The sequence below is a fragment of the Mesorhizobium sp. WSM4845 genome (assembly GCF_055811455.1).
The window spans coordinates 95,458-115,500 of sequence record NZ_JBVVQA010000006.1 but is presented as its reverse complement, the minus strand read 5'-3'; the positions used below and the strand labels follow the sequence as shown (position 1 = coordinate 115,500).

Genomic DNA, 20,043 nt, shown 5'->3' with positions numbered 1-20,043 from the left:
CGTCCTTGATGTCCTGGCCACCGGCCTGTCCCGCCTGATCTCACGCCGCCATCCTGCCGATCGAGTGATATTCGATGCCGTAGCGAGCGATGACCTTGGGGTCGTAGAGGTTTCGACCGTCGAAGATGATCGGCGTGGACAGCGCATCCTTGATCGCGTCGAACGACGGTGCCTTAAAATTCTTCCACTCGGTGGCGATCATGAGCGCATCGGCGCCACGCAGCGCTGCCTCCTTGGTCCCGCACAAGAGCAGATCCTCGCGCAGTCCGTAGACGGCCTGGCATTCCTGCATCGCCTCGGGATCGTAAGCCTGCACTTTGGCGCCGGCCTTCCAGAGCGCTTCCATCAAGACCCGAGCCGGCGCCTCACGCATGTCGTCGGTATTGGGCTTGAACGCCAGGCCCCACAGCGCAAAAGTCTTGCCCTTCAGATTGCCGTTGAAACAGCGGTTCACCTTATCGAACAGGACCGATTTCTGTTCGTTGTTGCGTTCCTCGACGGCGCGCAGCAGCTTGGCATCGAATTTGACGCCTTCGGCGGTCTTGATCAGGGCGCGCACGTCCTTGGGGAAGCACGAGCCGCCATAACCGAGGCCCGGATAGATGAAGTGGTAGCCAATGCGCGGATCGCTGCCGATGCCCTTGCGGACCTCCTCGATGTCGGCGCCGAGTTCCTCGGCCAGATTGGCCATTTCGTTCATGAAGCTGATCTTGGTCGCCAGCATGCAATTGGCCGCGTATTTGGTGAACTCGGCGCTGCGCACATCCATCACGATCATCTTCTCGTGGTTGCGGTTGAATGGAGCGTAAAGCTCACGCATCACCGCCTCGGTGTCCTCGCTGCCGGTGCCGACGATAATGCGGTCGGGCTTCATGCAGTCGGCCACCGCGGAGCCTTCCTTGAGGAATTCCGGATTGGAGGCGACGTCGAAAGTAAGATCCTCGCGGCCCCGCGCCTTCAGCGTCACGGCGATCCTGGCCTTAATCTTTTCGCAGGTGCCGACCGGCACGGTCGACTTGCCGACGACGATCTTGGGCGCATCCATCTCCCGGCCGATGGCCTCAGCAACCGCCAGCACATATTTGAGGTCGGCCGAACCATCCTCGCCCGGAGGCGTGCCGACAGCGATCATCTGGATCTGGCCATGCTTGACGGCGGCCGCGGCGTCGGTGGTGAACTTGATGCGGCCGGCCGCGTGGTTCTCCTTGACGAGGTTTTCGAGCCCGGGCTCGAAAATCGGAATGAGGCCCTGATTGAGCCGCTCCACCTTGTTCACGTCGATGTCGACGCATAATACCTGATGGCCGACTTCGGCAAGCACCGCCGCCTGCACCAGACCGACATAGCCGATTCCAAAGACCGTCAAATTCATTTGATTTCATTCCTGTTCAAGACTTCGGAGCGCTTTCGGCCCGGCCGGTTCAGATTGGTCTTTATTTAATGCTGCATGCCAGCGATTCCGGAAACTGGCATGGCTGGCCGAGCGCCGTGAATGCGATGCGATCCACTTGCAAGGTAAGCTTGCGACCCGGATCCGAAAACGGCCCCAGCCATTCCTTCATCGTGTCGCTGCCCCAGAGGCTAAAAAATATCTTTTGCGCATGGCTGGGCAGCTTTGCCGGATCGGTGATCGTGTTCACCAGCTCTCCATTGACGTACCAGCGCAGCCGGTCCTTCTCCCAGACGAAGGCGTAATCGTTAAAAGCCTTGTCGGTGCCGCCAGCTACATCCACCACTTTCTCGTTATTGCCCTTGCCGGCGATGTAGGCGTTGACCTGCACTTTGGAGGTGTCCTTGGTCAGCACCTCGAAGTCGATTTCATCCCACGGCTGCTTATCGGTGGGGCCGATGTAGGTGAAGAAGGAGGCGTTGATGCCAGAGCCCGAATCGGTTTTCATCCGCGCCTCATAGGTGCCATAGCCGAAGCGCTGCTTGGATTGGACCTCGCCGCAGGCAAAGTCGCGATCCTTCACTTTCTGCTTTTCGAAACCGAGCGTCAGCATGCCATTGGAAAGCTTGACCTGCTTTTTGGACCAGATGCAGTTCTGATACTTGCCGTTCGCCCAGCCGTCGGCAATGTACCAACGCGCCCGGTCGAAGCTGGTGAAATCATCGACGAACGATGGCGCAGTCGGGATGTCCTGCGAACGGGAAGGGGTCGGGCCCGCAACCAGGCTGCCGAGTGCGACCAGCAGAAACGCTCCGCCCGAACATAGCTGCCTCAGTTTCCCTTGCCTCATCATGTGCGTGAACGGCCGGTCGCCGGTTGCTCGGGTGGACGTGCTTTTCGAATCCGCGTTCATACCAAACTCACCTTGTGCTGTGCGCCCCCCCAACCCAAATCGATGTTCAAAATCATGACGAAACGAGCTGATCTTGACCTTCTGCCGGTAGCTTCCCCGGTTGCCTGCTTCTTGCCCAGTGGCGCCACCCAGGCTCTTTGAAATTTCACCCCGCGCCGGCGGCCGGGTTGGCGAAATCGGCCTTGGTGGCCGGGCCAGGTTGGGCGCTTTCGTCGAAGATAGCATCCAGCGAATGCCGGAGACCCTTCATCAATTCGTTCTGGCGGGCGAGCGCCGCGATGCGCCGCTCGTAATTCAGGATCGACTTCGTCAGTTCGCTGACCTCGGAGGATCTACTGGAGGAGGCCGCGCCATTTTCGATCGCCTCGACCAGGAAGGCGGCGTTGGTGGCCTTTGTCCGGTAGCGATTCTCAAGCCCGTTTTTCTCCGCCTCGATCTCGGCTGCGATCTGGTCAAGCAGCTTTGCCAGGCGGTCAAGGCGCGAGATATCGGTCTGCCTGTCTCGAGCCGGATCCCTTGATCTGAAGCCAAATATGGAGGCCATGCGCTCAGTTTCCTGTCATAGCCGGCCTAAGCTGTCCCTTGTGCCCGGCCGGGCCAAAAAAGTTCTTGTCGCATCGTCCAGCTCCTCTCACAGGCGGACATTTTCGGCCGATTCAAACAGCCAATCAAAATTGCTGCACCGCAACATACATGCCATTCCCAAAGCGAGTAGGCAACCACCAAGTGCGGCGAATCGGAAATTCGCATCGTTTTGAGGCAGGGTAAGGACCTGTTGACATGATCGGTGTGGCGCGCCGGCGGACCAGCTCAAGCCTCGCCGACCGGGCTGGTTGCGGCCATGAGAAAGCGCCGCGACGGCACAGGCTGTTTCGAGCCAAAGCCGGCGCGGCGAAACAGCGCATCCAGCTTGTCGGCGGCCACGCCGCGAACGATGGGGATGAGATTGGATTGGCTGGCCAGGGCGTAGGCCGCAGCCGCTGTCAGCCCTCTCTCGTTCTTCACGTCGAGGAAGTTTCGCAACCGATATTTGTCGCGCACCTGCCGTTCGTGCTTTCTGAGCACGGCCTTGGAGCCTTCCGGCAAACTGTCGATCGCCAGCAGCGCCAGATCCGCGTCGGCCAGACGCTTGAGATCCTGCGTCCTGTGCTGGCCGCTCAGCGAATCCGCGCGAACGATCGCTCCGTAGCCGCAGGACCTGATGACCTTGAAGCGCGCCCCGCAAGCAACTGCGCGCGCGTAGAGTTCATAGTCTTCGCCCAGCCGCAGGTTTTCGTCATAGCGCAGCCCATGCCGGTCCAGAAAAGCGCGGCTGATCACCGGCTTGAGGAAACCCAACTCACCTCTCTGCACACGACGACTGGAGATGTTGCCTTCGATGAAGCGCTCGAAATCGAGAAATTCCGGATCGGCCGCAAACCGCGGAGCGGTGATTTTCGAAACGTCGGTCGCCGCATCGTCCCTGATCATCATGATGTTGTCGGCAGCGAAATCCCAATCGGCGCTGGCGAACAACTCGCGAAATCTCCCCTCGAGAAAAAAATCGTCGGCGTCCAGAATGCTGATGAACGGCGATTTGGAGCTGGCGATCGCGGCGTTGCGGGCCAAGGAAGGACCGCCGTTGACGTCGAGCCGGATGACGGAAAGTCTGCCGCTGCCATCGTCGGCCTCCCGAACGACTTTCGCGGTATCGTCAGTGGAGGCGTCATCGACGACGACGACTTCGGCCACCTCCGGCTCGCGCAAGGCCGATGCGATGGCAACCGCAATTGTCCGCGCCGCGTTGCGAGCAGCAATGATCACGCAGACTTCCGGTTCTGTCATCAATTCGCCTCTCGACTGCACAGGTAGCTCCGAATTTTCTCCCCCAATGCAGCTCTCGTTCTCACTGACTGCCCGGCTGTACGAAACATCAGCCGGCGCTTATGCTGCGAGTGCGAAGCATCGTTAAAATCACTCGCTCCGTCCAGTCTTTCCTTTCGGGGTCGTCATGGCGCAAATCGATGGGCGGTGAAATGCCAGCGGATAGGCGGGCCGCTTCGCACACCGTCCCTGCGCATTCTGGATGGGGTCAGCGCACTCGAATCGCTGATCACCAGGTCGATCGACAGGGTTTAGGCAGTGGTGGCCGAGTCAGAGGATCCGAGGCTGAAGGGGAAATCACAAGTCGGTTGCCCAGGATGCTGTCGGGCGAGCAGTGCGCGAGGGACCCGGCCGACGCTACCTGCCGTCAGGTCAGTGGAGGCTTCTCCTGGCACTGAACTTCTCGCCATCGGCCGCTTCGGTCGAACTCAGCCTTCGTTCGACGTCGCGAATCTTGTCAGCCGACGTCGGGGTATTTCTGGCAACCATGGCGAAAACGAGCAGAAAGTAGCCCAATTGAATGACAATGGCGCAGGCTATAGCGCGAAGTAGCGTTGCGCCTAGCGAAGCGCCGTCGAGATAAGACCAGGCGACCACGATCGCCAGCGCGAAAATCATGCCGATAATGAATTTTGGTAGCGACATACCCGACAGCCCGTCAACCTGCTCGGGCAAAAATCGATGATTGACCATCCCGAGCCTCCCTTCGCCATGCGAGCTTGTTGAGGCCACCCGCTTTTTTTGGCCGGTTGCTTCCAGCCTTCCCACGCTGTCCATACTCTGACAGAAACAATTTGTAACTCTATTAAGGTGTGCAATAGCGGGCAAGGCCAGCCGCAAATTATTTTGCATAAGTTCGGGGGATCGACTCTGCCATGTTGCGACGCACACCCCGGTATCACGACCAATCACCCGGTCTGGACTCACTTCAGTAAGAACAACAATATTAACCCAGTATTTTACTATAACAGCGCGCTATATTTTACAAAGCTACAGCGCGATATTTCTCAAGCACGCGGCACAAAGAGCGATGCGCCCAAAATCAGCCTCAAAAGGCACTAAATTTTTCAAAGTTGCCCATAATTTGTCACGAACGCGCCATAAAAGGCCAAAATTTGCGCAGGATCGGTTTATTATTTAACCAATGCATGACGCGATTATTTCAGGCGCTCAACGAATTGTGTGTTGCGATGCAGCATTTTTTTGATATCGTGCGGCAAACCATCCGTTCAACGTATGGAGTTTACGCATGAGGGACGTAGCCAAGCCGGCCGACGCGAATTTTCCGCAGGCCGGTATCGACTTTCCACCAATCGGCGGCCTGCTTAAACGCAGCTTCGATATCGCCGGTTCACTGATTGGCCTGGTTGCTCTCAGTCCGCTGTTTGTGATGGTCGCGCTGCTTGTCAAGTTTTCCGACGGCGGCCCGATTTTCTACGGTCACAGCCGGATCGGGCGGGGAGGACGGATTTTCCCGTGCCTCAAGTTTCGGACTATGGTACAGAATGGCGAACAGGTGCTGGCGGCATACCTTGCCGCCAACCCGGAGGCCAAGGCCGAATGGATAGCCACCCGCAAGCTCAAGAACGATCCACGCGTCACGCGTGTCGGGGCCGTGCTGAGGAAGCTCAGCCTCGATGAACTGCCGCAGATCATCAATATCCTTCAGGGTGACATGAGCCTTGTCGGTCCTCGCCCGGTGGTGCGCGACGAGCTCGAAATCTATGGCAGTTCGGCCGTCTATTACCTGAAATCGCGCCCTGGCCTGACCGGGCTCTGGCAGGTCAGCGGCCGCAATGACGTTTCCTATGACAGCCGCGTCGCATTCGATCGCCACTATGTCGAGAACTGGTCGCTGTTCGAGGACATTCGCATTATCATCAAGACCGTGCCTGCCGTCTGGATGTCGCGGGGCTGCTATTGACGGGCCGGGAGCCGGTTGTGTGCGGAGGAGTGACTGTCCAGACGCCAAGCATTCTGCAGCAAGCTTCATCGGGCCGGGCTAAAGCGAATCGGAAAACGTACAGTTGAAAACAAACATCTTCGACATCTCCTGGGCCGGCACGGTTAGCAATCGCATGCGACGGATGCGGCTTATGACCACTTGCCTCGCGCTGGCGCTCGCCGTTCCCCAACTCGCCGCGGCCGACGAGTACCGGCTTGGATCCCAGGACAAGCTGACCATCCGCGTGGCCGAATGGCAGACCGTTGAAGGCACGTTCCGCGACTGGACGGCCGTCAACGGAGAATACACGGTCGGCCCGTCTGGAACATTGTCCGTGCCGTTCGCCGGCGAAATGCCGGCATCCGGCAAGACCACATCCGAGATCGCGGCAGCGATCAGCCAGGCGCTCCAGCGCAAGCTCGCTCTGGCCGACCGGCCGGAAGCCTCCGTCGAAATGGCGCAGTACAGGCCGTTCTACATTTCCGGGGAGGTCCAGACGCCGGGCCAGTATCCCTACGTGCCCGGCCTGACCGTCCTGAGGGCGATGAGCATCGCCGGCGGCGTCCGGCGGGCCCCCGAAGGACAGCGGTACGCCCGCGACATAATCAACGCCAAGGGCGAGTTTGACGTTCTCCAGGACCAACGGGTCCGACTGATCGTTCGGCGCGCGCGCATCGAAGCGCAGATTGCCGACAAGCCGACATTCGACGTGCCGAAGGAGGTGGCCGAGGATCCGAAGCTGGCAAGCATCGTTGCCGACGAGATGGCGATCCTGACGGCCGATCAAAAGAATCTCAAACTGCGCCTTCAGGCGCTCGACGATTTGAAGAAGCTATTGCAGAGCGAGATCGATTCGCTGCAGAAAAAGATCGTCAACCAGCAGCGGCAGGTCGACCTGGCAAAGGAACAGCTCAGCGGTATCGGTTCGCTTGCGCAAAAGGGCCTTGTCGTCAACACTCGGGTTCTGACTTCGCAGCAAACGATCGCCGACCTGGAAGGAAAAATCCTGGATTACGAAACGGCTATCCTCACCGCCAGGCAGTCGATCAGCAAGGCCGACCAGGACGCCATCGACCTGGAGAACACCCAGAATGCGGATCTCGCCACCGGCCGGCAACAGGCAGAAGCCGATCTCAGCGAAACAATGCTCAAGATGAACATGCACACCGGCCTGATGGCCGAAGCCATGTCGGGGAGCCCGGCGCTACAACGCTATCGCGACGGCGAAGAGCCAACGATGTCGTTTGGCCTGGTTCGGGTTGTCGACGGCAAGACCAGCGAAATCGCTGCCAGCGAAGATACGCCCGTGCTGCCTGGGGACGTGATCAAGGTGAAGCTGGTGCCAATGGCAAGCCAGTAGGCATTGGAGCGATCGGCCGATCCGACCGCGCCGTACAGATTCGATCTGCAAGGAGTTCGACCCGGACGAGTTCGACCTTGAACTCGTCGACACTGTGCTCGCCGCCCCGACAAGCTGGCCTACCGCCAACTCGGGACGTGAGTAATTGCAGCGCAAGGAGATGTTGTGCTTTAGTTGCAACTTAAATCCGAGGAGGACTTCGTCATGCACAGTGAAAGGGACGAAATCGTCAGTCGAGAAAGAGAATTTCACAATCTCAGATTCAGTCAGGAGGAGGATCCAAGAGGAAGCCTGGACAAGTGGTATCGAACAATTCGTCACGGCGCTGAACGTCAAGACGAGCAGATAAAACGGCTTTCGAAAAACGCAGACGTGCTCGAGTACGGTTGCTCCGATGGGGGGTGGTCTCTGCATTCCCTGCACCTGCCCGATCTTTGCCGATCTCTGACGGGGATTGATATTTCGGATGTAGCAGTAAACAAGGCGAACGAACGGGCGAGCACGCTTGGAAGCACGAACGCTACATTCCTGGCGATGAATGCGGAAGCCATGTCGTTCGAGGACAACAAGTTCGACCTGGTGTATGGACGCGGGATCATCCATCACCTGGACCTGGACCGGTGTTTTTCCGATGTGGTCCGTGTCCTGAAGCCGAACGGCGTGGCGTCCTTCTACGAGCCGATGGGACACAATCCGCTCCTGAATGCCTACAGAAATCGGACACCCCTCATCCGCACCGCTGATGAACATCCCTTGCTAATTTCGGACTTCGCTTTGGCCCGCCGCTATTTCAGCAATGTCCAGGTGGACTATTTCGGCCTGTGCTCCGTAGGAAGCGCGCTGATGCCGCGAACCATCTCGGAGACCGTCTACAAAGTTGGCAAAGCTGTCGATTCAGTACTTTTGACGCTTCCCTTTGTGAAGCGGTTCGCATGGTATGCGCTCCTGACCCTCAGGGCCTGATCAATAGGCAGCAAACCCAACTCGGGCGAGGCTCGCCTGCTGCCTGTGAGATGAAATGATTGCTTGGCCTTGGCGCTGTCAGGCGGCGTTTTTGTGCGCGGCACCAAATCAAGGTAATATTCTAGCCCTTTGCTTAGCGCCCTGCGGTTTCTGGTTCCGCGAGGTCGGCCGCGGTCCATCTGGGACGGGCGACATGCACCCTGACCAGCCTGAAGTAGCTGTAATACAGGAGGAAGGAGCCCATGATGTAGGGGTTGAAGGTGTCGATCTCAACGAAGGACCGGATGAGCAGAAGCACCATCACGCCGCCAAGAATCACCGACTCGGCTTGCCATGTCCTGAATATCAGGGCCGATATATGGCCCCATAGCGTGCGCACGATGATCAGCGAAATCATCGTCGCCCCGACATAACCTAGCTCGACGAGGGCTTCGATATAGGTGTTGTGGAAGTGGAAGCCGCTTCGGGTGGTGATGTAGAATTCGTTCCAAAGCCGCTCGGCCTCGGCGAACCCCTGCACCCAATAGGCCGCGTAGCCGACGCCGAGGACTGGCGCCTGCTGCGCCGCTTCCCAGCCCTGCTCCCAGAGATAGGTCCGTCCGGTGAGCGTGGAATCCTTTCCGAAGGCGCCAAGGACGAAATCCAGAAGTCCTGCAAAGGCAACCGCGGTGACCACGACCAGCCCGCATGCGCCGACCACGAAAATCACCCGTCGGTAGCGGAGTGGAAGCTTCTTGGCCATGGCAAGCAGAGCCACCAGAGCGAGAACTGCCGGTATCGAAGCCGTCGAGGTGGCGGAATGCGCCATGATCAGAAGATAGGCCGATAGGACGAAGATGGGCGCCGTCAGGATAAAGCTTATCCGGCCGCGCCTGAGAAAGACCAGGAAGACAATGCAAAAATAGATGCCAAGGGAGGCGACAAAGCCGAGCTGGTTCTTGGAGCTGAATGCGCCGACGAAATTGTACGTCCCGTCGAGCATATCATAGGAATATCCCCCGACCTTGAGCGAATAGAGCAGGACGACAAAAATCCCGATCAGTGAGCCTATCGTCAACGTCCGGACGCTGACGGTGCGCGCGGCGATGTAGGCGCAGGCGATATGGGAGCAATACTGGATTGACGTCCTCAACGTGATGCCGGGGGCATCCGACCAGAACACCGAGAGGCAGACATAGAATGCAAACGCCAACGGCAGCCACGCGCTGGAGGCATGTCGCAACAGCCGCCGGTAGTCTACCAGAACCAGGGGAAGCCAGACCGCATAATAGGCCAAGATCAGGATCGGGCCGAAAACCGAGGAGTAGGAGAACGCCCAAATGGAGATGGCAACAGCAAATGCGCCGTAGACCGTGCTCTTCTCCGGGTCGACCAACAGAGATTTTGGAATCTTCATCTCGGTAGCGAATTCCCGTCCATGCAGTTCAATGCCGATTCGCCGCCGCGCCATGCGCGAACGCTTCTATTGTGCAGTGCAATATAACCCATCCCCCGCAGCGTGTCACCCAAATGAGGCAAAAACGGTCCTAAGGCGCCCCGGGACGGCGGCAAAAGGCCACGACAGGCGGTGCGGCAAGAACCCGAGCATCCCGGCGCAGGGCTGGGGCATCGCTCTCGACGCCGTCAAAAACCATCGCCGCCGCATTTAATGAGACGGTCGGCATGACCGCCGCGCGGAACTGTTTTTCAGTTGCTTTCAGCACCGGACCAAAAAATGGCAGTCGGCATGCGTTGCATCCGTTGCAATGAATGAGGCCCTCCGCGTACGCTATCTCGGGGGCAACCAGACGATGGCCACACCAACAACTGGCAGGCCCTGGTCGTCCCCGGTCTGCTGGGTTGGAGCAAACGGATGGACAAACCTCGAATCTTCCTGGGCTCCTCGGGGAAGCAGAAAAAACTGCTGCAGGCGCTGACACGCGGTCTTGAAGAGATCGCGCATGTGGAACCCTGGACGACGTCCTTCAATCCGGGGACAACCACCCTGGGGCGCCTCCTCGAGCTTACGCGTGAGGTCGACTTCGCCGCTTTCGTCTTCGCCCAGGACGACTGGACGAGTGTAAGCCTGCCAGCATCATCTGCTTCTGTATCCGCTCAAGCTTCTCCGCGAGACAATGTCGTCTTCGAAGCCGGCCTTTTTGGCGGAGTCCTTGGAATGCGCCGAACGTTTATCCTTCATGCCAACGGTTCCAAGCTACCAAGCGATCTCCTGGGCCTGACATCCGTGAGGTATGGCGAAGCGGCGACCGCCGCGGAGATGAGAGCGGTCAACCAAAAGCTGCGAAAAGCTATTGAAAATGAAGGCCGCGTCGCCCGAATAGAGGGCCTTTGGTGGCAGTTTTCCCTGTCGGAGCGGACCGTAAAGGAACCTTCCGCCGTGAGCCTCCTGCGTATCTCGCGAGACCGCGATGGTGCGCTGGAGTTGGCCGGCCGCTCATGGCAAGAGAATGGCAGCCTGTCAGCCAGATACTGGAGCGAGGCGGTAAAGGAGAGAAAGGAGCCTGCCGGCATCTTTTACTTTTGGAATGGAGAACGGCCCTTGGATGCGAACGCGTCGCAGTTGTACGGGACGGGAGAGATCCGGCTGGAGTCCGCCGATCGCGCGTCCGGGTACTTTACCACACGCGCCGACACACAGCCAAAACTGAACGCGCGCACCTCAGGCGTCTACTTGCGCGCCGAACCGGAGGACTTGAGCATCCTGGACGGGCGCGACAACCAGCGACGGGTGAAGTTGATCGCGGAGCGGCTGAGCCATTGGAAGTCGATCAAGAACGTTTGAACTGTGCGCGTGGAAGTCGCCTTGCAGCGACGGCAGCATCGAATGGACAGGTCGTATAGCCAAGAGCGGCTCTCAACCGCCTGCTGCTGGCCCGCCATGAACCTGTTCGAGGCTCCAGTCCCCGGCTTGAACTTCTCCGCTGTTGACTTCACATTCGCCGCCGGCGGTGTCGCCAGCGCCCGTCGGGGCGGGCAAATGAGGGAGACCATATGCCAATGAGTTTTGCGGGACGGTTTGCCGGACGATCGGCCGTGGTCACCGGTGGCGCCTCAGGCATCGGCCTGGCCGTCGCGCAACGAATCGTTGAAGAGGGCGGGCGCGTTTGCGTCTGGGATCGCAACTCCACCCAGATCGAGCAGGCCAAGGCTGTCATCGCCGACTTGCACGGCGTGACCGTCGACGTCGCCGATCCTGTAGCGGTCGCACAGGCCGCCCGGCAGACGATCGAAGCCCTTGGCGCGGTCGATATCCTGGTCACCAGCGCGGCCATCACCGGACCGAACATGACGACCTGGGACTATTCGGTGGAGGATTGGCATCGGGTCATCGACATCAACATCAACGGCGTCTTCTACTGCAACAAGGCGCTGGTTCCGCACATGCTCGAGCGCAATTACGGCAGGATCGTCAACATCGCTTCGATCGCCGGCAAGGAGGGAAACCCGAATGCCTCTGCCTACAGCACCTCCAAGGCGGCGGTGATCGGCCTGACCAAGTCGCTGGGCAAGGAACTGGCGAAGACCAAGGTGACGGTGAACTGCGTCACGCCGGCAGCGGTGCGCACCGCGATCTTCCAGCAGATGAGCCAGCAGCACATCGATTTCATGCTGTCGAAAATACCAATGGCGCGGTTTGGCGAGGTCGAGGAGGTGGCGGCGCTGATCTCGTGGATCGCTTCCGAGGAATGTTCCTTTACGACGGCTGCCGTTTTCGACGTTTCCGGCGGCCGGGCGACCTATTGAAGCAACTGGAACGATTTGCAACCACGGACGCCAGACTGGAGTTCCCGTCGTTTGCTTAGGATCGAACCTCCACAGTCCGACGAAGAACTGCTCGACCGCTTCCAGCGCGCCGCCTTCGGCTATTTTCTGGAAACCGTGAATGCGGAAAACGGACTGGTTGCCGACACGTCGCGGCCAAATTGGCCGGCAAGCATCGCGGTCGTCGGCTTCGCCCTGTCCTGCTATCCGGTCGGGGTCGAGCGCGGCTGGATAGCACGAGACGCAGCCGTGAAGCTGACGCTTGCCGCACTGCGTTTCTTCTGGAACAGCCGGCAAGGCGATGGCGACGACGTCACCGGCCACAAAGGCTTCTACTACCATTTCCTCGACATGCGGACCGGCCTGCGCGCCTGGCGATGCGAGTTGTCAGTGGTTGACACGGCGCTGCTGATGGCCGGCGTGCTCACGGCTGGCGCCTATTTCACAGGCGACACTGACGACGAAACCGAAATCCGCGAGCTGGCGGAAATGCTCTACCGACGCGTCGACTGGCGATGGATTCAAGGCAGCAGACCGATCTTGCGACAGGGCTGGAAGCCGAAGAGCGGTTTTCTGCGTTATGGCTGGGAAGGCTACAACGAAGCGACGATCCTTTACGTCCTGGCAATGGCCGCCCCCGACAAACCCGCCTCGGACGACAGCTATGCCGGCTGGACGGCGACATATCAGTGGGAAAACATCTACGGCTACGACGTGCTCTATGGCGGCCCGCTGTTCATGCACCAATTCTCGCATGCCTGGATCGACTTCGATGGCATCCGGGATGCGTTCATGCGGGACAAGAACTCGGACTATTTCGAAAACAGCCGCCGCGCGACCTACCTTCACCGGGCCTATGCGCGGCACAACCCGTCTGGCTATGACGGCTACGGCGAAGCACTTTGGGGACTTTCGGCGGGTGACGGACCCGGCAAATTCCGCGCGCGGATCGAGCGGCGGCCGCGCAAATTTTCCGGCTATGCGGCGCGTGGCGCACCGTTCGGCCCCGATGACGGAACGATTGCGCCGTGGTCGTATCTCGCATCGCTGCCCTTCGCACCGGAAATCTGCCTGCCTGCGCTGCGCCACCTCAGAGAACGCCACCCTGAGGTGGTCGACGGTTTCAGGATGCCGAGCGGCTTCAACCCGACGCTGGCGAACCGGCGGAAGTTCGGGCCGAGCGGCTGGATATCGGATGCGCACTATGGACTGGACCAAGGCATCGTCGTGCTGATGATTGAAAACCACCGCTCGCGGCTGATCTGGGAGCTGATGCGGTCGAGCCCGCATATCCGTCGCGGCCTGTGCAAGGCCGGGTTCTCCGGCGGCTGGCTGTCGCAGCCGGCGAGCCCTCCTCGCAAGGACCCTGCTGAATGACGGCTAAAACGCGCCGCGTTTGACCGGCCTCCTGCGACGCGCCTTAGGTTGCTGTTTCATGCATGTGCGCGACATGCATTAGCGCCCAGTGGTCGCTGTCGTTTCGGCCACGAAGACGTTCGCCTTCCCGGCAACTCGCGCCCGCCGGGAAGGCCGTTCGATTTCGTCTGGCTTGATTTACTTAGCCGGCGAACGTGTAGGCGGTCTTTACCGTAGTGTAGAATTCCGCTGCGTAGCGGCCTTGCTCGCGCGGGCCGTAGCTCGATCCCTTGCGTCCGCCGAAAGGCACGTGGAAGTCAACGCCCGCCGTCGGCAGATTGACCATCACCATGCCGGCCTCCGAGTTGCGCTTGAAATGCGTGGCGTGCTTGAGGCTCGAGGTGCAGATGCCCGACGTCAGCCCGAATGGCGTGTCGTTGGCCACCGCCAAGGCCTCGTCATAGTCCTTGACGCGGATGACGTTGGCGACCGGCCCAAAAATCTCCTCGCGTGAAATGCGCATGGCGTTGGTGGCTTGCGTGAACAGCGCCGGTTGCAGGTAGAAGCCGCGGGTTTCGCGATCGAGCCGCTCGCCGCCGAAGGCGAGATCGGCGCCTTCCTGGCGGCCGATGGCGATATAGTCTTCGTCCTGTTTCAACTGGCTCTGGTCGACGACGGGTCCGATCTGGGTTTTCGCATCGAGGGCGTCGCCGACGACCAGCTTGACGAGGCGATCTTTCATCGCATCGACGAAGCGGTCATGGATGCCGTCCGTCACGACCAGGCGGGACGACGCCGTGCAGCGCTGGCCGGTCGAGAAATATGCGCCATTGATCGCGCAGTCGACGGCGACGGCTAGGTCTGCATCGTCGAGCACGACGAGCGGGTTCTTGCCGCCCATTTCGAGCTGGTACTTGCGCATGTGCTCGACGCTGGCGGCAGCCACGCGCTTGCCGGTGCCGACCGAGCCGGTGAAGGTGATGGCATTGAGATCAGGGCTGTCGAGCATGGCCTGGCCGACTACCGAACCCTTGCCCATGACGAGATTGAGCACACCCTTAGGCAGGCCGGCGCGGTGCAATATGTCGACAATGGTCCAGGCGCTCTCCGGAACCAGCTCGGCCGGCTTGAAGACGATGGTGTTGCCGTAGGCCAGGGCAGGAGCGATCTTCCACGTCGGGATGGCGATCGGGAAATTCCACGGTGTGATGATGCCGACGACGCCGACCGCTTCGCGTGTGATCTCGACACCGACGCCGGGCCGCACGCTTGGAACCAGCTCGCCCGACAGGCGCAGCGTCTCACCAGCAAAGAAATCGAATATCTGGGCGGCCCGCACGGTTTCGCCAATTCCCTCGACCAGCGTCTTGCCCTCCTCGCGCGCCAACGCCCGGCCGATTTCATCTTTCCGCGCGGTGATCTCGTCCGACGCCTTCCTCAGCACCGCATGGCGTGCCAGCAAGCCCGATCGGGACCACGCAGGAAATGCCGCTTTCGCCGCCGCGATGGCCTGCCGCGCCTGCTCGGCGTCGCCCGACGTATATTCGCCGACCACGTCGTCGAGATTGGAAGGGTTGATGTTGCGGGAGCCGGCATCGCCCACCCACTCGCCATCGATGAGGTTCTTTCGAAACGGGATCATGTCGCTGTCTTCCTTGTCCTTCGATTGCCGTCTATCTGGACCACCAGCCGCCACACCGCAAGGCCGCCAGCGGCAAAGTTCTGCTCCTCGACAGGCATGTGCTAAGCAGATTTCGGAAAAAGTGTTCGATGGTTTTCCGATAAAAACCTGCGACAAACACAAACCCAGCAGGCGAAGCCCGGCAAGCCTGCTTGGGTGTCGAGGTGGTAAACCATGATTCTAGTGCGGCGCGACGCGGATCGCGCCAGGAGGAGGCTGCCATGTCCGACAGCGCGTTGCCGCTGGTGATCAGCGCGCCCGAGCCACGCACGCTCGACCTGATTTTCACGCCCGAGGCACTGGCGAGATTCCGCGCTAGATACCGTATCGTCGAAACGTCGCCAGAAGGCGTCGCGGCCCTGCCACACGATGTGCTCGCCGAGGCGCGCTACATCGTCGGCCAGCCGCCGATCGCGCCGGAGACGCTGGAAAGGATGACAGCGCTGCGTTGTGTCTTCAATGTCGAGAGCAACCTCATCAACAACATGCCGTATGAAACGCTGTTTTCGCGCGGCATCCATGTCGTCACCACCGGCATGGTGTTTGCCGAGCCGGTGGCCGAGCTCGGTCTTGCCATGGCGCTCAACCTCGCCCGCGACATCGTCGACGCCGATCATGCGTTTCGTCAGGGCAAGGAGCTGTGGGGCGGCGAGGGTAACCGGGCGGCGCGGCTTCTCTCCGGCGCGGATGTCGGTATCATCGGCTTCGGCGATCTCGGCCGTGCGCTCAACCGGCTGCTGTCGGGCTTTCGCACGCGGACCAAGGTCTTCGATCCGTGGCTGCCGCCCTCGATCCTGATCGAGAACGGCGTCGAGCCGGCTTCCCTCGACACGGTTTTGTCGAGTAGCGATTTCGTCTTCGTCGTCGCTTCGGTGACCAGCGAAAACCAGGGTTTTCTCGGCACTGAGGCCTTTGCCAGGATGCGCAAAGGAGCCGCCTTCATCCTGCTCAGCCGTGCCGGCGTGGTCGATTTTCCGGCGCTGATGGATGCAGTTCGCAGCGGCCACATCGTCGCCGCCAGCGATGTGTTTCCGCAAGAGCCGCTGGCGCAGGACCATCCTGTCCGCACGCTGCCCGGCTTCCTGCGCTCCGCCCACCGGGCCGGCGCGCTCGACATCGCTTTCAAGCGCATGGGCGACATGGTGCTGGAAGACATGGACCTGATCGACCGCGGCCTGCCGCCAATGCGTTCGAAGCGGGCCGAACGCGAGACCGTTTCGCGCATGCGCTCGAAGCCGGTCGACAAGAACTGAGCCGTCAGGCCCAGCGGCTGCGAGGTTTCTCAGATGGTGAACGACCAGAACAGGCAGGCGAGCGTCGCTGCGGCGAAGACGACAAAGAACAGGCTTCTCAGCAGGATATTGCGGCGCAGTTCGTTCATGAAGAGATGGCAGCCGACGACGGCCACGACAAACAGGAACCGCCAATTCAGCAGTGCCGGCAGGACATTACTTCGATCGAAAGCCCATCTGGCGGCGAGGCCGCCAATGATGGCCGCGAACAACACGATGACTGTCCAGAAGATCGCATCCGCAGCATGTGTCAGGACGATGCCGGCGACCCTGATCGGCAGGATCATCATCAGCAGCGCGCTGAAGAAGTACACGCCCGCGAGCGGGATAAACGTCCCGGCATCGGCGACGTCGTCCAGACGTTCTGCGCCAATCGCACCAAAGGGATAGCCATGCCTGGCCACCGCCAGGCTGAGAGCCATCAGCAAAGCCGTCAATATGGCCACCAATGCGAATGAAGTGAGGGCTTTGCTCATAATGGTCCTGCTCGGAACGAATCGGATAAGGACGTTGGTAGCCCACCGTTTGTAAATTGCTGGTAAGCGTCGCGACGCGCTTTGGACGCCCTCACTCCGCCGCGTGAAGGCGCCGCGCCTCGATGATGGTCCTGATCTCGGCGCGGCAGGAGCCGCAATTGGTGCCGGCATGCAAGGTTGCGCCGATCGCTTCGACGCTTACGCAGCCTCCGCGCACGGCTTCGACGATCTGATTGGCGCCGACCCCGAAACAGGAGCAGACGATGGCGCCGCGATCGACGCTGTTGCCGCCCGGCCGCCCCGCCACGATCGCCAGTCGCCCGCGCCGATCGGCATGGTCCGCGCTCAACTGCTCGACCGCCCAGCCGCGCGACACCGCGACCGGCCTGGGCGCAAGATAGAGCGCGCCAGTCAGCCGGCTGCCGGCAAAGCGGGCGAAGCGATAGTGCCCGCCGGCGACATCATGATAGGCGAGCGTCTCGCCTGGCGCGTCCGCCCCGAAAAGCGAGGCCGCGAAACCCGGCCAGTCCCGGTCGGCTTCCAGCGCAAGCTCGAGACGCCAGCCGGCGGCGCAGCGGGCGAGGCTCCAATAGTCGGCGTCGATCGAGGCTGGCCGTTCGGCAAGCACCGCGAAGCCGAACGCGACGGCAGCGAAGCGTTCCACCCGGGCGGCAACATTCTTCGAGGCCGGCTGTCCTGAAATCGGATCGGTGATGGGCGCCACCAGCGCATCGACACGAGCCCGCGCGGAAAACTGGTCCGTCCAATGCATCGGCACGAAGACCGAGCCTGGCCGCTGCCGCGCCGTCACCAGCGCACGAAGCAGCACCTCGCCATGCTCGGTTGAGACGCGGACGATGTCGGCATCGCCGATGCCGAAGTGCTGCGCGTCCGCCGGGTGGATTTCGGCGAACGGCTCGGCCAGGTGCTGCGACAGCCGCTGGCTTTTTCCCGTCCGCGTCATGGTGTGCCAGTGGTCGCGAACCCGCCCGGTGTTGAGCACCAGCGGGAATTTTTCGTTCGTGCGGGTTTGCGGAACTGGACGGATCGGGATGAAGCGCGCCTTGCCGTCGGGTGTGTAGAAGTTGCCGTTGGCGAAGAAGCGGGTGCTGGCTGAGCTATGTCCAGCTTGAACACCCTCCTCTGGCCTGCCGGCCATCTCCCCCTCAAGGGGGGAGATTGGCAGTTCCACCGACGGCGCTCTTTCTGCGACGTTCACAACTAGCGAAGGCCACGATGACGGTTGATCTCCCCCCCTGAGGGGGAGATGGCCGGCAGGCCAGAGGGGGGTGCCTTGGCTCGGCGCTGGCCACTGGAAAGGCGCCAGCGCGTCGTAGTCTTCTGCATCGACCCCGGCATACGCACCGATGTCGAAATCGCGGGCGCCGTCATTCTCGAACGCCGACAGCGCGGCGTGCTCGGCGAAGATATCGGCTGGCGACGGATGCGAAAACGCTTCGTCAAAACCCATCTGCTTGGCGACTTCGGCGACGATCCACCAGTCGGCCCTTGCCTCTCCGGGCGTGGCCAAAAAGGCGCGCTGGCGCGAGATGCGGCGCTCCGAATTGGTGACCGAGCCGTCCTTCTCGCCCCATGCGGCGGCGGGCAGCCGGACGTGGGCGTGGCGGACCGTGTCGGTCTTGGCCAACACGTCCGACACCACGACAAACGGGCAGGCCTTGATCGCCGCCTCGACGGCATCGGCGTCCGGCATCGAGTCGACCGGGTTGGTAGCCATGATCCACAGCGCCTTGATGCGCCCATCGGCTACCGCCTGAAACATCTCGACCGCCTTCAAACCGGGCTTTTCGGCGACGGCCGGCGCACTCCAGAACCGCTGCACGCGGTCGCGGTGCTCGGGGTTTTCGATCTCCATATGGGCGGCCAGCATGTTGGCCAGGCCGCCGACCTCCCGACCGCCCATGGCGTTGGGCTGGCCGGTCACCGAAAACGGTCCGGCGCCGGGCTTGCCGATGCGGCCGGTAGCGAGATGACAGTTGATGATGGCGTTGACCTTGTCGGTGCCCGAGGACGACTGGTTAACGCCCTGGCTGTAGACGGTCACGGTATTCGCCGTCGCGGCGAACAGGCTGTAGAAGCGGACAAGCTCGTCCTCGCCGAGGTCCGTGGCAGCGGCGATGCCGGCAAGGTCGAGCGCGGAAGCGGCAAAAAGGGCTTGCCCGAAGCCGGTTGTGTGCGCCGTGATATAGGTGCGGTCCAGCGCGTTGTGCTGGCCGAGATAGGCGAGCAGCCCTGTGAACAGCGCGACGTCGCCATCGGGCGCGATCGCCAGATGCATGTCGGCAATGTCTGATGTCATCGTGCGGCGCGGGTCGACCAGCACCACCTTCATGTCGGGCCGTTTTTCCCGGGCAGCGGCAATGCGCTGGTAGAGCACCGGATGGCACCAGGCGAGATTGGAGCCGACCAGCACGATCAGATCGGCGAGTTCCAGATCCTCGTAGCTGCCCGGCACCGTGTCAGAGCCGAAGGCGCGGCGGTGGCCGGCAACCGACGAGGCCATGCACAGGCGCGAATTGGTGTCGATATTGGCCGAGCCGATGAAGCCTTTCATCAGCTTGTTGGCGACATAATAATCCTCGGTCAGCAACTGACCGGAGACGTAGAAGGCGACCGCGTCGCGACCGTGCTCGGCGATGGTCCGCGAAAAAGTCGAGGCGACGAGGTCGAGCGCTTCGTCCCAGTCGGTGCGGCGACCGTGGATCTCCGGATAGAGCAGCCGTCCGTCTAGGTCGATCGTCTCGGCCAGCGCCGAGCCCTTGGAACAGAGCCGGCCGAAATTCGCCGGATGGTCAGGGTCGGGGGCGCCGCCCGACAGCCACGCCAGGGAGGCGCCCGCCCCCCCCCCCCCCCCCCCCCCCCCCCCCCCCCCCCCCCCCCCTCCCCCCCCCCCCCCCCCCCCCCGGCGGGGCGGGGGGGGGGCCCGCGCCGCCCCCCCCCCCCCCGCGCGCCCCCCACCTTCGCCAGCACGCCGCAGCCCACCCCGCAGTAGGGGCAGGTGGTCCTCACCTCGCGCGCTTC

At 61.3% G+C, this 20,043-nt stretch carries 16 protein-coding genes; 7 read left to right on the top strand and 9 right to left on the bottom strand.

What is annotated here, in order from left to right; genetic code table 11:
* Positions 1-40: 40 nt before the first annotated feature.
* From AC0L2C_RS09595 to AC0L2C_RS09575, 5 genes are all read right to left on the bottom strand, one after another.
* Entirely contained in the window at positions 41-1,372 is a 1,332-nt protein-coding gene (locus AC0L2C_RS09595) for a UDP-glucose dehydrogenase family protein (RefSeq protein ID WP_287239110.1), read from the bottom strand.
* 61 nt (positions 1,373-1,433) lie between these two features.
* Entirely contained in the window at positions 1,434-2,303 is an 870-nt protein-coding gene (exoK, locus tag AC0L2C_RS09590) for an endo-1,3-1,4-beta-glycanase ExoK (RefSeq protein WP_023796745.1), read from the bottom strand.
* Positions 2,304-2,448: 145 nt separating this feature from the next.
* Positions 2,449-2,847 carry a hypothetical protein gene (locus AC0L2C_RS09585; protein ID WP_287239108.1) on the bottom strand — a complete coding sequence of 133 codons (399 nt, stop codon included), beginning with the start codon at positions 2,845-2,847 and terminating at the stop codon, positions 2,449-2,451.
* A gap of 266 nt (positions 2,848-3,113) precedes the next feature.
* Positions 3,114-4,127, bottom strand: coding sequence for a glycosyltransferase family 2 protein (locus tag AC0L2C_RS09580; protein WP_287239107.1), 1,014 nt, complete (start codon positions 4,125-4,127; stop codon positions 3,114-3,116).
* Between the two features lie 411 nt (positions 4,128-4,538).
* Complete coding sequence (locus tag AC0L2C_RS09575; protein WP_245277567.1) at positions 4,539-4,859, bottom strand: exopolysaccharide production repressor exox; 321 nt, start codon at positions 4,857-4,859, stop codon at positions 4,539-4,541.
* 556 nt (positions 4,860-5,415) lie between these two features.
* On the opposite strand from AC0L2C_RS09575, the gene AC0L2C_RS09570 reads away from it, so the two are divergent.
* From AC0L2C_RS09570 to AC0L2C_RS09560, 3 genes are all read left to right on the top strand, one after another.
* Entirely contained in the window at positions 5,416-6,090 is a 675-nt protein-coding gene (locus tag AC0L2C_RS09570) for a sugar transferase (protein WP_023796749.1), read from the top strand.
* Between the two features lie 172 nt (positions 6,091-6,262).
* Positions 6,263-7,471 carry a polysaccharide biosynthesis/export family protein gene (locus tag AC0L2C_RS09565; RefSeq protein ID WP_128168406.1) on the top strand — a complete coding sequence of 403 codons (1,209 nt, stop codon included), beginning with the start codon at positions 6,263-6,265 and terminating at the stop codon, positions 7,469-7,471.
* 204 nt (positions 7,472-7,675) lie between these two features.
* Positions 7,676-8,434, top strand: coding sequence for a class I SAM-dependent methyltransferase (locus AC0L2C_RS09560; protein ID WP_077376849.1), 759 nt, complete (start codon positions 7,676-7,678; stop codon positions 8,432-8,434).
* Between the two features lie 133 nt (positions 8,435-8,567).
* On the opposite strand, the gene AC0L2C_RS09555 is transcribed toward AC0L2C_RS09560, so the two are convergent.
* Positions 8,568-9,830 (bottom strand): O-antigen ligase family protein, encoded by a 1,263-nt coding sequence (locus tag AC0L2C_RS09555; RefSeq protein ID WP_128168407.1) that lies wholly within the window; start codon positions 9,828-9,830, stop codon positions 8,568-8,570.
* 456 nt (positions 9,831-10,286) lie between these two features.
* On the opposite strand from AC0L2C_RS09555, the gene AC0L2C_RS09550 reads away from it, so the two are divergent.
* The 3 genes from AC0L2C_RS09550 to AC0L2C_RS09540 all read left to right on the top strand — a co-directional run bounded on the left by AC0L2C_RS09550 (position 10,287) and on the right by AC0L2C_RS09540 (position 13,573).
* On the top strand, positions 10,287-11,216 hold the full coding sequence (locus tag AC0L2C_RS09550; protein ID WP_473523249.1) for a TIR domain-containing protein: 930 nt from the start codon (positions 10,287-10,289) through the stop codon (positions 11,214-11,216).
* Between the two features lie 209 nt (positions 11,217-11,425).
* Positions 11,426-12,178: an SDR family NAD(P)-dependent oxidoreductase gene (locus tag AC0L2C_RS09545; protein WP_091592787.1), complete on the top strand. Its 753-nt coding sequence runs from the start codon at positions 11,426-11,428 to the stop codon at positions 12,176-12,178.
* A 51-nt stretch (positions 12,179-12,229) separates the two neighbouring features.
* The gene (locus AC0L2C_RS09540; protein ID WP_128244488.1) at positions 12,230-13,573 is read left to right on the top strand and encodes a glucoamylase family protein; all 1,344 of its coding nucleotides are present in this window, start codon (positions 12,230-12,232) and stop codon (positions 13,571-13,573) included.
* Positions 13,574-13,754: 181 nt separating this feature from the next.
* Here AC0L2C_RS09540 and AC0L2C_RS09535 read toward each other — a convergent pair whose 3' ends face one another.
* Complete coding sequence (locus AC0L2C_RS09535) at positions 13,755-15,191, bottom strand: aldehyde dehydrogenase family protein (protein WP_473523291.1); 1,437 nt, start codon at positions 15,189-15,191, stop codon at positions 13,755-13,757.
* A gap of 263 nt (positions 15,192-15,454) precedes the next feature.
* On the opposite strand from AC0L2C_RS09535, the gene AC0L2C_RS09530 reads away from it, so the two are divergent.
* On the top strand, positions 15,455-16,486 hold the full coding sequence (locus tag AC0L2C_RS09530) for a hydroxyacid dehydrogenase (RefSeq protein WP_128244490.1): 1,032 nt from the start codon (positions 15,455-15,457) through the stop codon (positions 16,484-16,486).
* Positions 16,487-16,515: 29 nt separating this feature from the next.
* On the opposite strand, the gene AC0L2C_RS09525 is transcribed toward AC0L2C_RS09530, so the two are convergent.
* Positions 16,516-17,001 carry a hypothetical protein gene (locus AC0L2C_RS09525; protein ID WP_023796760.1) on the bottom strand — a complete coding sequence of 162 codons (486 nt, stop codon included), beginning with the start codon at positions 16,999-17,001 and terminating at the stop codon, positions 16,516-16,518.
* Positions 17,002-17,092: 91 nt separating this feature from the next.
* On the bottom strand, positions 17,093-19,849 hold the full coding sequence (locus AC0L2C_RS09520; RefSeq protein ID WP_473523290.1) for a nitrate reductase: 2,757 nt from the start codon (positions 19,847-19,849) through the stop codon (positions 17,093-17,095).
* Positions 19,850-20,043 lie beyond the last annotated feature (194 nt).